This window comes from Bradyrhizobium sp. CFUWI, assembly GCF_056429085.1.
This window is the reverse complement of the sequence record NZ_JBWJZE010000023.1, coordinates 66,188-79,913: the sequence shown is the minus strand read 5'-3', so window position 1 is coordinate 79,913 and position 13,726 is coordinate 66,188. Positions and strand designations below refer to the sequence as shown.

Here is a 13,726-nt window from a genome sequence, read left to right as displayed (position 1 = left end):
CGCCGCTGGAACACGCTCGTGCGCTCGCGCCATCGGGCTCATGATGCGCGAAGCGGGAGCGACGGGCACGGGGACAGAGCTCCCCGCCCACTTGTCCGAAGCGATTTCCGTGCTAGGTTGGCCGCACAGATGGGGATGGAGTCCCCCGACAACCGCCCGGCGGTCGATCACCGTATGGGCTGATGACTCCTGCTTGAGGAGGGGCAATCTTTGAGCCTCTGCCTTCGGCGGGAGCATGGACAAACCCGCCGGTGGCGGGTTTTTTGTTGTCTGGCGCAAGGCCGGGAGAAGGCGAAGACGTGACGACGACGACACCGAATGCTGTACGTAACGGGCTGCCCAGAGGAATCTGGGTGCTCGGCTTCGTCTCGATGCTGATGGACATCTCCTCCGAGATGATCCACGCGCTGCTACCGATCTATCTGGTCACCGTGCTCGGCGCTTCGACGCTGACCGTCGGCTTCATCGAGGGCATTGCGGAGGCGACGGCCTCGATCACGAAGATCTTTTCCGGCGCGCTGTCGGATTGGCTTGGCCGCCGCAAGCTGCTCGCCGCACTCGGCTATGGCCTCGCCGCCCTGACCAAGCCGCTGTTCCCGCTCGCGCCCAGCGTCGAATGGCTGGTGGCCGCGCGCTTCGTCGATCGCGTCGGCAAGGGCATTCGCGGCGCGCCGCGCGATGCGCTGATCGCCGATATCGCCCCCGTCGGCCTGCGCGGCGCAAGCTTTGGCCTGCGGCAATCACTCGACACTATCGGCGCCTTCGTCGGGCCGCTCGCCGCGATCGGCCTGATGTGGTGGACCGCCGACAATTTCACCGCCGTGTTCTGGGTGGCGGTGCTGCCGGCCTTCCTGTCCTTCGGACTGATCGCGTTCGCGGTGAGCGAGCCGGACCCGGATCCGAGCCGGGAGCCCGCAAAAAATCCGCTCAATCTCGCCGCCATGCGGCGGCTCGGAGCGGTCTATTGGCGTGTCGTGGCCGTCGGAATCGTGTTCACGCTCGCGCGCTTCAGCGAGGCCTTTCTGATCCTGCGCGCGCAGAATATCGGGCTCAATGCGATGTGGGTGCCGGCGGTGCTGGTGCTGATGAACATCGTCTACGCCCTGTCGGCCTATCCGGCCGGCGTGCTCTCGGACCGGATCAACCGGACCGGCCTGCTCGCGCTCGGGCTCGTCTTCCTCGCCGGTGCCGATCTCGCGCTTGCGCTGCTGCCGAACCTTTCGGGCCTCGCACTCGGCGTCGCGCTGTGGGGGTTGCATATGGGACTGACGCAGGGCCTGCTCTCGGCGCTCGTCGCCGACGCCGCGCCGCCGAGCCTGCGCGGCACCGCGTTCGGCTATTTCAACCTGTTCACCGGCCTTGCCTTGCTGGCCGCGAGCGTGATCGCGGGCGCGCTGTGGGACGCCTATGGCCCGGCCGGAACGTTCCTTGCGGGGCTCGGCTTCGCGCTGCTTGCGCTTCTGGGGCTGCTTGCCGTCGGCAATGGCCTCGCGACGGAGGACAAATGATGACGGGGGAGCGTCCATCATGCTGAGCGGGGCAATCGCGATCGTGATCGGTAGCGCCCTGGGCGGCTGTGCGCGCTATTTCGTTTCCGGTGTGATCGCGCGGCGGCTGGGTGAAACGTTTCCGTGGGGCACCCTGACCATCAACGTCACCGGCGCCTTCGTGATCGGCATCTTCGGCGCGCTGGCGACCCATCCCGGCTCGGCCTTCGCCGCGCCCACCCCATGGCTGTTCGCGGTGACCGGCTTTCTCGGCTGCTACACCACGGTGTCCTCGTTCAGCCTGCAAACGCTGACGCTCGCGCGGAGCGGCGAGCCGATGCATGCGCTCGGCAACATCCTGTTCTCGGTCGGGCTTTGCCTTGCCGCCGTCAGTTGCGGCTTCCTCCTTGCGGACGGTCTGGGAGGCTAGCGGATGGAATTTGGAAAGGCATCGGCAGCGCGGCATCTTCACCTCTCCCCGCTTGCGGGGAGAGGTGCAAGAGGAAGCGTGTGATGAACTCGCCCTCCTCCGCCGAGCGCTGGCGCACTGCGATACTCTATGCTTGGGTCGCCGCGGGCAGCGTCGTCGGCGGCCTGACGCGCTATCTGGTCGGGCTGGCGCTCGATACCGGACCTGGCTTTCCCGTCGCGACGCTGTTCATCAACACGATGGGCTCGCTGATCATCGGCTTCTACGCGACGCTGACCGGCCCCGAGGGCCGCATGCTGGCGCGGCCCGAGCACCGGCAGTTCGTCATGACCGGGTTCTGCGGCGGCTACACCACCTTTTCGACCTTCAGCCTGGAGACCTTCCGCCTGTTCCATGACGGCATGAAATACACGGCGCTCGCCTACATCGCCGTATCCGTGATCTGCTGGCTGGTGTCGGTATGGATCGGCCATATGATGGCGAGCCGCTACAACCGCTTGACAAGGAGCTGAGCATGCAAATTCCCAATCAGGCAGTTTCGCTCCGGATCTTCATCGGCGAGAGCGATCATTTCGACGGCAAACCGCTCTATGAAGCCATCGTGATGACGGCGCGCGAGCGGCACCTTGCGGGCGCCACCGTGCTGCGCGGACCGATGGGGTTCGGCAAATCGAGCCGGCTGCACACCTCGAAGATCCTGCGGCTGTCGGAAGACCTGCCGCTGCTGATCGAGATCGTCGACAGCGAGGACAACATCAACGCATTCCTGCCCATCCTGGACGGCATGATGTCGAGCGGGCTGATCACCTTGGAGAAGGTGCAGGTCCTGCAATATGGTGCGAAGGCCGCAGGCTGATCGCCGCGGCTGGGAACCGAGCCCGCCGATTCCAGGAGGCGGAATGAACGAGAAGATCGTCACCAAGCCGAAAACCAGGACCAAGACCAAGGTCGAGCGGCCGAAGCTGCACAAGGTCATCCTGATCAACGACGACTACACGCCGCGCGAATTTGTCACCATGGTGCTGAAGGCCGAATTCCGCATGACGGAGGATCAGGCCTACAAGGTGATGATCACCGCGCACAAGCTCGGCGCCTGCGTGGTCGCCGTGTTCACCAAGGACGTCGCCGAGACCAAGGCGACGCGCGCCACCGACGCCGGCCGCGCCAAGGGCTACCCATTGCTGTTCACGACCGAGCCGGAGGAATAGCGGCTCAATCGACCAGCGCCGGCGTCTCATCCGCCAGCCCATAGACGCGCTGCGCCTTGGAAAATCCCGCGATCGGAAACTCGCCGAGCTCGCGCCAGTCGTGGCGGCAGATATTGGCAAAGCCTTCCGAGGCCACGACGGTCCGTCCCAGGCGGCCCGTGATCTTCTCGAGCCTTGCGGCAAGGTTGACGGCCGGTCCGATGCAGGTGAAGTCGAGGCGGTTGCCGCCGCCGATATTGCCGTAGAGGATGTTGCCGACGTGCAACGCGACGCCGAAGCGGAAGCGCTCGATGGCCTCACCGACCGGAAAGGCCAGCGCCTCGACGCTGGCGCGGGATTCGCGCGCGGCTTCCAGCACGCGCGAACAGACATGCGCGGCATCGCCGACATATTCGTCGATCGGGAATACGGCGAGCAGGCCGTCGCCCATGAACTTCAAGACCTCGCCGCCATGGGCGAGGATCGCGGTGACCTGACAGTCGAAATAATGATTGAGGATCTGGACCACCGTCTCGGGCGGCAGCCGGTCCGACAGCGCGGTGAAGCCGCGCAGGTCCGAGAGCCAGATCGCGGCCTGCATCGTGTCGTTGTGGCCGCGGCGGATCTGGCCGCCGAGGATGCGTGCGCCGGCGCGGTTACCGACATAAGTGTCGAGCAGCATCTCCGCGGTGCGGCGCAGGGTGATGATCTCGCTGACGCGCGCGAGCGGCGCGATGAGGGCCCGGATCGACGCGATGTCGTCGTCGCTGAAGCCGCCGGGACGTCGCGTCACCCAGCTGGTTGCGTGAATGGAGCCATCGAGAAACGGCACCGGCACCGCAATATAGTCGGTCGCGCCTTCAGCGCGCATGTCGTCGAGAAACGGAAAGCGCTTATCGTCGGGATCGTTCGCGCGCCCCCTGACCTCCAGCGCCTGCTCGAACACGACGCGAAGGGGGCTGCGGGCGAATTCGGGCGTGTCCAGAACGTCGAAATCGACGGTGCCGATCTCGACTTCCTCACCCTGCCGCCAGATGAAGTTGCGGCCGAAGACTTCGGGATGCAGCGTGCGGATGAAGATGCCGAACCGCCACACCGGCAGGCCGGCCGCGACCAGGCGTTCGCAGAAGTCGGTGATCATCACGGCCGGCTCAACCGACCAGACGCCGTCGATCAGCCAGTTGCGGACGCGCTGGAGCTCGGAACTGTTCATAGCTCATTTGCGGATGAAGTGGTGGACCCGTCAAGCCGCGCGGTGGGCTAGTACGGCAACATCAACGCCCCACCTGTCCGCGATCACGCAGGAAATGGTCGGCCAGGACGCAGGCCATCATGGCCTCGCCGACAGGCACGGCGCGGATGCCGACGCAGGGGTCGTGGCGGCCTTTCGTGAAGATTTCGGTCTCGGCGCCCTTGCGATCGACAGTCCGGCGGGGCTGCAGGATCGAGGAAGTCGGCTTCACCGCAAAACGCACGACCACCGGCTGCCCGGTGGAGATTCCGCCCAGCACGCCGCCGGCATGGTTGGACAGGAAGCGCGTGCCGTCATTGCCGGTGCGCATTTCGTCGGCGTTCTCCTCCCCGGTCAATTCCGCCGCGCCAAAACCGGCGCCGATCTCGACGCCTTTCACCGCGTTGATGGTCATCATCGCGCCCGCCAGATCGGAATCGAGCTTGGCATAGATCGGCGCGCCGAGTCCGGCCGGCACGCCCTCGGCGACGATTTCGATCACCGCGCCGATCGAGGAGCCGCTCTTGCGGATGCCGTCGAGATAGGTCTCGAAGAACGCGGCCTTGTCCTTGTCCGGACAGAAGAACGGATTGTTTGCGACCTCGTCCCAGTCCCACTTCGCGCGGTCGATCTTGTGCGGGCCGATCTGCACCAGGGCGCCGCGCACCCTGACGTCGGGCAGCACCTTGCGCGCGATGGCGCCGGCGGCAACCCGCGTCGCGGTCTCGCGCGCGGAGGAGCGGCCGCCGCCGCGATAATCGCGCAGGCCGTATTTGGCCTCATAGGTGAAGTCGGCGTGGCCGGGGCGAAATTTGTCCTTGATCTCGGAATAGTCCTTCGAGCGCTGGTCGGTGTTCTCGATCAGGAGCCCGATCGGCGTGCCCGTCGTCACCTGCACACCGGTCTCCGGATGCGCCATCACGCCGGACAGGATCTTCACCTGGTCCGGCTCCTGGCGCTGGGTGGTGAAGCGCGACTGGCCGGGACGGCGGCGGTCGAGGTCGCCCTGGATGTCGGCCTCGGTGAGCGGGATCATGGGCGGACAGCCGTCGACCACACAGCCGATGGCCACCCCATGGCTCTCGCCGAAGGTGGTGACGCGGAACATGTGGCCGAAGGTGTTGAAGGACATCGCTGCTCGGTGGTTCGCAAGTCAGTTCTGACTTGTCGTGGTAACGCGGAGGAACAGCCTGGTCAAACACAGTCGGTCATTCCGGGGCGCTCGGAGAGCGAACCCGGAATCTCGAGATTCTCAGGTGCGCCAGGGCGCACCGGAGTTCGCTGCTTCGCACCGCCCCGGAATGACGGCAGGTGGCCTAACTGAACTTCTCCAGCCGCCCGTCGCGGAACACGTAGACCGCCCCCTGCTCGATATAGAGTTCCGCGGCGCTGGCCGGCGTCTCCAGCCCCAAGCACACCATCAGGGCCCGGCAGGTCCCGCCATGGGCCACCGCGACCGTGTCGGTCCGCAGCTGATCGTACCAGGCGCGCACGCGGACCTGAACATCGGCATAGGTCTCGCCGCCGGCGGGGCCCACCCTCCATTTGTCGGCGAGGCGCCTGGCGTAAATGTCGGGATCAGCCGCTTCGCTCTCGGCCAGCGTCAGCCCTTCCCAGGCGCCGTAGCCGATCTCGCGCAGCCGATCGTCGAGCGCATAGTCGGCGACCGGCAGCTCGAGCTTGAAGCGCGCGAGCTCCATGGTCTGGCGCGCGCGGCCGAGCGGGCTCGACACGTAAGGCAGCGCCGCCTTGTCGCGCCCCTCGCGCTTGAACAGGTCGGCGAGAATGCCGCCGGCCTGGACGGCCTGACTGCGCCCGCGCGCGTTCAGCGGAATGTCCTTGGTGCCCTGAAGCCTGCCGAGCGCGTTCCACTCGGTCTCGCCGTGGCGGAGATAGTAGATCGTGGGCACGGCCATTCCAGCCTGAAGATCAGTCCTTGCCGCCGAACGAAATATCCGGCGCATCGGGCCTCTTCATGCCCAGCACGTGATAGCCGGAATCGACGTGATGCACCTCACCGGTGACGCCGCGCGAGAGGTCGGAGAGCAGATACAACGCGCTGCCGCCGACGTCCTCGGTCGACACGTTGCGCCGCATCGGCGCATTGGTCTCGTTCCACTTCAGGATATAGCGGAAGTCGCCGATGCCGGAGGCGGCGAGCGTCTTGATCGGACCGGCCGAGATCGCGTTGACGCGGATGTTCTTCTCGCCGAGGTCGGCGGCGAGATAGCGCACGCTGGCCTCCAGCGCCGCCTTCGCCACGCCCATCACGTTGTAATGCGGCATCCACTTCTCGGCGCCGTAATAGCTGAGCGTGATCAGCGAGCCGCCATCCGTCATCAGCTTCTCGGCGCGCTGCGCCACGGCCGTAAACGAGTAGCAGGAGATCAGCAGCGACTTCGAGAAATTCTCCGCGGTGGTGTCGACGTAACGGCCTTCGAGCTGCTCGCCATAGGCGATCGCGTGCACCAGGAAGTCGATCTTGCCCCACTTCTCCTTCAGCACCGCGAACGCCGCATCGATGGTTGCGGCATCGGTGACATCGCAATGGCCGAGCACGAGACCGCCGATCTCGGCGGCCAGCGGCTCCACGCGCTTCTTCAGCGCATCGCCCTGATAGGTGAAGGCGAGCTCGGCGCCGGCGGCGTGGCATGCCTTGGCGATGCCCCAGGCGATCGAGCGATTGTTGGCAAGACCGAGGATCACCCCGCGCTTGCCCTGCATCAGACCTGAATTCTGCGCCATGTTTGAACGTCCCGTCGAACTCTTGCTGAGGTCTGGAGGTACACCAGCCCTCCTTTGCGGTACAGCCCTAATACGCCGCGTTAACGCTGTTTAGAGCACCGGAATAGCCGTTCCATTCGGGTGTTATGATCCCTATAGGCGCTTGCGCCTGAGACCAGGACGTCAAGACCGCAATGAGCGCGTTTCGCCAGAGTGTGGAAGCCATGATCCCGGCGTTGCGGCGCTACGCCCGCGCGCTCACGCGCGACGCGGACGTGGCCGACGATCTGGTGCAGGACACGCTGGTGCGGGCCCTGCGCTCGGAGCGATTGTTTCTCGGAGGCGACGTCAGGAGCTGGCTCTACACGATCCTGACCAACCTCAACAAGAACCGGCGGCGCTCGCTGGCAAGGCGGCCGCAATTCATGCAGCTGACTGAGAACAACCCCGATGCCAGCGGCACCGAAGCCGAAGGGCGCGACATCGAGAGGGCGCTGGCGACGCTCGTCGAGGAGCAGCGTTCGGTGCTGCTGCTGGTCATGCTGGAAGGCATGAGCTACCGCGAGGTCGCCGACATCCAGGGCGTGCCGATCGGCACCGTGATGTCGCGCCTCGCCCGTGCCCGTGCCCACGTCAAGGCCTTGCTGGAAGGCGAGCGCCCGACGCTCAGGCGGGTGAAATGATGGCAGGGTCGATGCATCGCGGATCGTCCGCCCGCAGCATGCCGATGCCGCGAGCAAAGTTGAGCTTTGGACGACATTGTGGGCCACAGAGCCAGAGACGATTGAGATGAACGAGCGCAAGATCCCAGTGACCGAGGACGAACTGCACGCCTATGTCGACGGCGAGCTGCCGGCCGAGCGCCGCGCCGACGTCGAGGCCTGGCTGGTCGCCCATCCTGAAGAGGCCGAGCGCGTGCAGTCCTGGCGCGCCATGGCGGAGATGCTGCACGCCCGCTACGATTCCATCGCCCACGAGCCGGTGCCGGCACGGCTGGAGCTCGAGCGGCTGGAGCGCCGCCCGCGGCAATGGCTCTATGGCGCCGCCGCGGCTGTGCTGGTTGCCTTCGTCGCCGGCGGCACGGCCGGCTGGGTCGCGCATGGCGCCGCCAGCGCCCCCTCGACCTTCCAGAGCTTCACCGCGGACGCGCTCGACGCTCACCGCCTCTATGTCGTCGAGGTCCGCCACCCCGTCGAGGTCGGCGGCAATGAGCGCGACCACCTCCAGGCCTGGCTGACCCGGCGCTGCGGCTGGACCGTGTTTGCGCCGAACCTGGAGGCCAGCGGGCTGAAGCTGGTCGGCGGCCGGCTTTTGCCGGGCCCGAACGGCCCGGCGTCGTTCCTGATGTATGAGGGCGTCTCGGGCGAGCGCTACACGATCTACGCCGCCAAGACCGAGAATGGTGCGACGCAAATGCGTTACGCCAGGACCGACAAGGACGGCGCGCTGTTCTGGGCCGAGCGTGGCGTGGGTTACGTCGTCAGCGGCGGCGGCGATCGCGACCGGCTGACCAAGGTGGCGCAGGCGGTCTATGACCAGGCTGAGAAAAACGGCACCTAAACCACCGCTTGAGCACAGTGCCCAGATTCCGTCATTGAAAATTTGGAATCAAGACATCGGCGCGTCTCATTATCGCACCGGATGATCACGCGAAAATGAGCAGCGTTCGATCCGCCGATCGACGCGGGCGGCCTCGATTGGGGTTTTTGGTACCGCGCTGGTCCCCCTCTCGAGGCCGCACCTTTTTATCGGCTGCCCCGCCGGACAGCCGATACGTCGAGTTCATGAAGCGCTACCACGCCTCAGACATATGATGAGCATCATCTCCAGGACGAAGCCCTAGGCCTTTGGAAGAACCCCTTCAGTTCGATCGTCTCTAACCAAGCCCGCTACGTGGATTGTAGGGGTGTTGGTCCCGCCACTTCTCCATCAATGCTTCAAGCTCGGCGTCGTTCCCATCCGGTAGCATAATCCTGACGGTGACGAAGAGATCCCCGGTTCCGCCAGATTTCGGCAGGCCCTTGCCCTTGAGGCGAAAGGTCCGGCCACTGGAGGTGTTTTTCGGGACCGAAAGCTCCACGGCATTGCCGAGAGTAGGCACGCGGACCTTCCCGCCGAGCACCGCCTCGTAGAGCGTGACCGGCAGGTCGATCCTGAGATCGGCACCCTCGACCTTGAAGAAAGGGTGCGGCGCGATGTTGATGGTGATCAGGAGATCCCCGGGCGGATGCCCCTGCGCGCTCTCGCCCTGCCCGCGCAGCCGGATCTGCTGACCCTCGGTGACGCCGGCCGGAATCTTGACGTTGAGCTCCTTGCCTGTCGGCAGCCGGACGCGCTTCTCGCCGCCCTTGACCGACTCTTCCAGCGAGACGGACATGGCAACATTGACGTCGAGATCGAGCCCGATGCCGCCGGTGTCGAATTCGAACTGAGCTCCGCCGCCGGCCCCCGGCCGGGCGCCGCGCATCCCGCCGCCGAACATGCTGTTGAGGATATCCTCGAACGCGCCGCCGCCCGCGCCGGGGCCGCCGCCGGAGCGGAACGTATAGTTTTCGAACCCGCCGGGACCGGCGCGGCCGCGCGGCCCGCCACCGCCCGGAAACCCCTGGAAGCGCGGCTTGCCCTCGGCGTCGATCTCGCCGCGGTCGAACTGCTTGCGCTTGTCCTCGTCGCCGATGATCTCGTTCGCCGAGTTGATCTCGGAGAAGCGCTCGGCGGCTTTCGGGTCGCCCTTGTTGCTGTCGGGATGGTGCTTCTTGGCAAGCTTGCGATAGGCGCTCTTGATGGCGGCAGCGCTGGCGCTCCGCGGCACCCCCAAGACCTCATAGGGGTCGCGCATCCGTCACGTCTCCTTCAAGAATTCGAATTGTTCAAAGGGCTCCCCGCCCCATCTGCGATCCATGTGGGGAGAGAGTGGCATTTTTGCAACTAGGGGCGTTCGCCGATTCCTAGCTCCGCCACGGCTTTAGCGTATGAATCTCCCAACGGCCACGGCTGCTTTGGCAGCCGGCGCCATGGAGCCAGCTTTCGGTCGTCCCGTTGACGTAGCTCGCCAGGAAATCGCGGCATTTGCGGCCGTCCTCGGCGGCATAGGATTGCGCGATCGGCGTCACCGAGCCGCGCGCCCCGGTCTCCGGATTCTCCCAATGCTGGCTGGAATCCTTGTCGCCCTTGCTGAGGACGTCGGTGGCGGCGTTGCGGGTGAAGGCGAGATCGGTCTCGGTTGGCGGCGCGTCCTTCGCCGGTCGCGCGATCGAGCCGGTGAGGTCGCTGTCGTCGGCCTTGGCGTAGGCGCTCTGGTCGTTGCGGGAGAAGCTGCAGCCTCCGGCCCCGAGCCCGATGAGAATGATCGTCATGACGAAGCCGGACGGCCGGATCGCCGATAGGCCAACGCGTCCCCATGCCCTATATAGGGCGGTAGCGGACAACAACGCGTTTTGGGCCGCGGGACGCAACTCGGACTCCAGACATGACCGACACGACCTCGATGAAACACCAGACACCCTTAACATCCGGTGATTTCACCGCCGCCGACGAGCCATTTGCGCTGTTCGAGAGCTGGCTGAACGAGGCGATCAAGAGCGAGCCGAACGACCCGAACGCCATGGCGCTCGCGACCGTCGATCCCGACGGCCTCCCTGACGTGCGCATGGTGCTGATGAAGGGCTTCGATACCGCGGGTTTCGTCTTCTACAGCCACATCGCCAGCCAGAAGGGCCGCGAACTCGCCGCAAATCCTAAGGCAGCATTACTTTTTCACTGGAAGTCGCTGCGCCGTCAGGTCCGCATCCGCGGCAACGTGACGCCGGTGACCGACGCGGAAGCCGACGCCTATTTCGCCACCCGGCCCAAGCAGGCCCAGATCGGCGCCTGGGCGAGCAAGCAGTCCGAGGCGCTGGAGAGCCGCTTCGCCTTCGAACAAGCCATCGCGAAAGTCGCGGCCAGATACGTCATCGGCGAAGTGCCGCGGCCGCCGGGCTGGAGCGGCTGGCGCATCACGCCCTCGCGGATCGAGTTCTGGCACGACCGCCCGTTCCGCTTGCACGACCGCATCGAATTTCGTCGTGACGCGGCTGGCCAGAAGTGGTCCAAGACGCGGATGTATCCTTGACCCTCATCTTGATCCTTGTCTCGAGCTTTGGGCCGACCTGAAAGATGTCCATGCCGCATTCGTCCAATGCGCCGCGCCGCACGCTGCTCCTGACCGGAGCCAGCCGCGGCATCGGCCACGCCACCGTGATCCGCTTCTCCTCGGCGGGCTGGCGCGTCATCACCTGCTCGCGGCATCCTTTCCCCGAGGACTGCCCGTGGGATGCTGGTCCTGAGGACCACATCCAGGTCGACCTCGCCGATCCCAGGGACACGACCCGCGCGATCTCCGACATCCGCAACCGTCTCGAAGGCGGCATGCTGCATGCGCTGGTCAACAACGCCGCGATCTCGCCGAAGGGCCCGGGCGGCTCGAGGCTCGGCTCGGTGGATACCGACCTCGAGACCTGGACGCATGTCTTTCACGTCAACTTCTTCGCGCCGATCATGATCGCGCGCGGGCTGATCGAGGAATTGAAGGCGGCCAAGGGCTCGGTCGTGAACGTCACCTCGATCGCGGGCTCGCGCGTGCATCCGTTCGCGGGGGCCGCCTACGCCACCTCGAAGGCCGCGCTCGCCTCGCTGACGCGCGAGATGGCTTCCGACTTCGGCCGCATCGGCGTGCGCGTCAACGCCATCGCGCCGGGCGAGATCGACACCTCGATCCTGTCGCCGGGCACCGAGAAGATCGTCGAGCAGCAGATCCCGCTGCATCGCCTCGGCACCCCCGACGAGGTCGCCAAGATCATCTACGTGCTGTGCACGGACACCAGCTCCTACGTCAACGGCGCCGAGATCCACATCAACGGCGGCCAGCACGTGTAGGCGTCACTGTCATTGCGAGCGCAGCGAAGCAATCCAGAATCTTTCCGTGGAAAGACTCTGGATTGCTTCGTCGCAAGAGCTCCTCGCAATGACGCAATTGGAACTAGCGTTTCGGGAAGCAAGGCGATCCAGACAACGCCGCCGCAAGACCTGGATCGCCCTCGCCTTCCGTCCCTCAATCGATTCGAATCCGACGTGACCTATCGCGCGGCCGCGGAGCGGCCGAGCTGAATGCGGTCGAGCAATCGTCGTCGTTCTCACCGTCGAGCAGCGGAGCACCACAGTGCCGGCACATGCGCACCGACATCGACGCCTTGCCGCCCGTCATCGCCCGACGATAGTTCGCCAGATCGATGACGTTGCGGGGCGACGTTATGTGTTTTTCAACCATGGCTGGTTCCTCGCGGCTACGCACTACTTATCGCAGACAAGTTTCGCGCAAACGTTCAGCCCACCGCTCAAATTTTACCGGAGGAATTGCGGCACGATGCACCCATCACCGTGACGCCTCAATCCCGATCTATTCTGCGACACGATTCATCGTGTCTGTGCGACCGGCGTAAGATCTCGGTAGCTATTTTCCGAGCGCGCGACGCGATCAGAGCCACTTCTTCCATTTGAAGATCCAGTACGGGACGATCGCGGCGATCAGCATCATCACCAGCGCCATCGGATAGCCGTGCACCCATTCGAGTTCCGGCATGACCTTGAAGTTCATGCCGTAGATGGAGGCGATCAGCGTCGGCGGCATCAGGACGACCGCCATGACCGAGAACAGCTTGATGATGTTGTTCTGCTCGAGATTGACGACGCCGAGCATGGCGTCGAGCACGAAGGTGATCTTGTTGGAGAGATAGGAGGCGTGGTCGGTCAGCGAGGCCACATCGCGCTGCATGGTCTTGAGCTGCTCGCGCATGTCCTTTGACCATTTCACGCCCTCCACGACCGCGGACAGGAACGTGACGACGCGACCGATCGAGACAAGGCTCTCGCGAACCTTCGAGGTCAGGTCGCCCTTGCGGCCGATCGAGATCAGGATCTGGGAATATCTCTTTGCCTGCCCGTGGCGCGTGCTCTCCGGCTCGAAGATGTCGTGGCTGACCTGGTCGATCTCGGCGCCGCAACGCTCCAGGATGTCGGCGCAGCGGTCGATCACGGCGTCCAGCAGCTCCATCAGCACCGTCTCGCCGGTGATGGACGGCGTACAGGAGCGGGCGAGCTTGGCCTCGACGAGGGCGAAGGGCTTGGGGAGATCGTAGCGCACCGTCACCAGGCGGTGGTCGGCGAGGATGAAGGTCACCGCCGTGGTCCTGGGCATGTCGGTATCGGAGTGGCACATCAGCGTCGCGGTCATGTAGCGCCCGCCGTTCTCGATATAGAGGCGGCTCGAGATCTCGATCTCCTGCATGTCTTCCCGGGTCGGGATGGCGATGCCCGCGAGCCGCTCCACCGACTTGTCCTCAGCCGCGCTCGGATTGACGAGATCGATCCAGACCGCGCTTTCGGGCAACGCGGAAAGATCCTCGATCACGACCTTCTTCAGGGCGGACTCCGAGGGAACAAACACCGAAAGCATGCACGACTCCGGAGACCTGCGACAGAATGACAGCCCTTAGCGCGATTCTGGCCAATTCACGATGACAACTGCATTAAGGATGCGTTTGCATTTGGGGGCGCGCCATGGCTCAACTGTGGCACGGAAACGACAGCTTGCCATTTCTCGCCCCAAAACCTGCACGTTGCCGCAAAATTT

The 13,726-nt window shown here is 65.1% G+C and carries 17 protein-coding genes and 1 riboswitch; of the genes, 9 read left to right on the top strand and 8 right to left on the bottom strand.

Features of this window, described 5'->3' with window-relative positions; genetic code table 11:
* Positions 1 to 122 precede the first annotated feature (122 nt).
* A riboswitch (Fluoride riboswitch) is annotated at positions 123 to 199 on the top strand.
* A 100-nt stretch (positions 200 to 299) separates the two neighbouring features.
* From AC066S_RS33040 to clpS, 5 genes are all read left to right on the top strand, one after another.
* Positions 300 to 1,508, top strand: coding sequence for an MFS transporter (locus AC066S_RS33040; protein WP_126256663.1), 1,209 nt, complete (start codon positions 300 to 302; stop codon positions 1,506 to 1,508).
* A 19-nt stretch (positions 1,509 to 1,527) separates the two neighbouring features.
* Positions 1,528 to 1,917, top strand: a complete 390-nt coding sequence (gene crcB / locus AC066S_RS33035) for a fluoride efflux transporter CrcB (protein WP_478271599.1) — start codon at positions 1,528 to 1,530, stop codon at positions 1,915 to 1,917.
* A gap of 83 nt (positions 1,918 to 2,000) precedes the next feature.
* On the top strand, positions 2,001 to 2,429 hold the full coding sequence (gene crcB, locus AC066S_RS33030) for a fluoride efflux transporter CrcB (RefSeq protein ID WP_126256665.1): 429 nt from the start codon (positions 2,001 to 2,003) through the stop codon (positions 2,427 to 2,429).
* 2 nt (positions 2,430 to 2,431) lie between these two features.
* A complete protein-coding gene (locus AC066S_RS33025) occupies positions 2,432 to 2,773 on the top strand; it encodes a DUF190 domain-containing protein (RefSeq protein WP_028144192.1) in 342 nt (113 codons plus the stop codon).
* Positions 2,774 to 2,816: 43 nt separating this feature from the next.
* On the top strand, positions 2,817 to 3,125 hold the full coding sequence (gene clpS / locus AC066S_RS33020) for an ATP-dependent Clp protease adapter ClpS (protein ID WP_478271598.1): 309 nt from the start codon (positions 2,817 to 2,819) through the stop codon (positions 3,123 to 3,125).
* 4 nt (positions 3,126 to 3,129) lie between these two features.
* Here the strand turns inward: clpS and AC066S_RS33015 are convergent, their stop codons facing one another.
* The 4 genes from AC066S_RS33015 to fabI form a co-directional block, all read right to left on the bottom strand.
* Entirely contained in the window at positions 3,130 to 4,317 is a 1,188-nt protein-coding gene (locus AC066S_RS33015; protein ID WP_135167850.1) for an adenylate/guanylate cyclase domain-containing protein, read from the bottom strand.
* 61 nt (positions 4,318 to 4,378) lie between these two features.
* Positions 4,379 to 5,467 (bottom strand): chorismate synthase, encoded by a 1,089-nt coding sequence (gene aroC / locus AC066S_RS33010; protein ID WP_126256669.1) that lies wholly within the window; start codon positions 5,465 to 5,467, stop codon positions 4,379 to 4,381.
* Positions 5,468 to 5,651: 184 nt separating this feature from the next.
* Positions 5,652 to 6,251 (bottom strand): histidine phosphatase family protein, encoded by a 600-nt coding sequence (locus tag AC066S_RS33005; RefSeq protein WP_126256670.1) that lies wholly within the window; start codon positions 6,249 to 6,251, stop codon positions 5,652 to 5,654.
* Between the two features lie 13 nt (positions 6,252 to 6,264).
* Positions 6,265 to 7,080, bottom strand: coding sequence for an enoyl-ACP reductase FabI (fabI, locus tag AC066S_RS33000; protein ID WP_126256671.1), 816 nt, complete (start codon positions 7,078 to 7,080; stop codon positions 6,265 to 6,267).
* 173 nt (positions 7,081 to 7,253) lie between these two features.
* On the opposite strand from fabI, the gene AC066S_RS32995 reads away from it, so the two are divergent.
* Together AC066S_RS32995 and AC066S_RS32990 are read left to right on the top strand one after the other, a co-directional pair.
* The gene (locus AC066S_RS32995; RefSeq protein WP_478271597.1) at positions 7,254 to 7,742 is read left to right on the top strand and encodes a sigma-70 family RNA polymerase sigma factor; all 489 of its coding nucleotides are present in this window, start codon (positions 7,254 to 7,256) and stop codon (positions 7,740 to 7,742) included.
* Positions 7,743 to 7,848: 106 nt separating this feature from the next.
* Positions 7,849 to 8,619, top strand: a complete 771-nt coding sequence (locus AC066S_RS32990) for an anti-sigma factor family protein (RefSeq protein WP_126256673.1) — start codon at positions 7,849 to 7,851, stop codon at positions 8,617 to 8,619.
* Between the two features lie 316 nt (positions 8,620 to 8,935).
* Here AC066S_RS32990 and AC066S_RS32985 read toward each other — a convergent pair whose 3' ends face one another.
* Both AC066S_RS32985 and AC066S_RS32980 read right to left on the bottom strand, forming a co-directional pair.
* Positions 8,936 to 9,898, bottom strand: a complete 963-nt coding sequence (locus tag AC066S_RS32985; protein ID WP_126256674.1) for a DnaJ C-terminal domain-containing protein — start codon at positions 9,896 to 9,898, stop codon at positions 8,936 to 8,938.
* A gap of 109 nt (positions 9,899 to 10,007) precedes the next feature.
* Positions 10,008 to 10,415 carry an RT0821/Lpp0805 family surface protein gene (locus tag AC066S_RS32980; RefSeq protein WP_478271596.1) on the bottom strand — a complete coding sequence of 136 codons (408 nt, stop codon included), beginning with the start codon at positions 10,413 to 10,415 and terminating at the stop codon, positions 10,008 to 10,010.
* Between the two features lie 113 nt (positions 10,416 to 10,528).
* Between AC066S_RS32980 and pdxH the strand changes: the two genes are divergently transcribed.
* Both pdxH and AC066S_RS32970 read left to right on the top strand, forming a co-directional pair.
* Positions 10,529 to 11,170, top strand: coding sequence for a pyridoxamine 5'-phosphate oxidase (pdxH, locus tag AC066S_RS32975; protein WP_126256676.1), 642 nt, complete (start codon positions 10,529 to 10,531; stop codon positions 11,168 to 11,170).
* A 50-nt stretch (positions 11,171 to 11,220) separates the two neighbouring features.
* Complete coding sequence (locus tag AC066S_RS32970) at positions 11,221 to 11,973, top strand: SDR family NAD(P)-dependent oxidoreductase (protein ID WP_126256677.1); 753 nt, start codon at positions 11,221 to 11,223, stop codon at positions 11,971 to 11,973.
* A gap of 175 nt (positions 11,974 to 12,148) precedes the next feature.
* On the opposite strand, the gene AC066S_RS32965 is transcribed toward AC066S_RS32970, so the two are convergent.
* Positions 12,149 to 12,364, bottom strand: coding sequence for a hypothetical protein (locus AC066S_RS32965; protein WP_126256678.1), 216 nt, complete (start codon positions 12,362 to 12,364; stop codon positions 12,149 to 12,151).
* Positions 12,365 to 12,571: 207 nt separating this feature from the next.
* The gene (locus AC066S_RS32960; RefSeq protein WP_126256679.1) at positions 12,572 to 13,549 is read right to left on the bottom strand and encodes a magnesium transporter CorA family protein; all 978 of its coding nucleotides are present in this window, start codon (positions 13,547 to 13,549) and stop codon (positions 12,572 to 12,574) included.
* Positions 13,550 to 13,726: the final 177 nt, after the last annotated feature.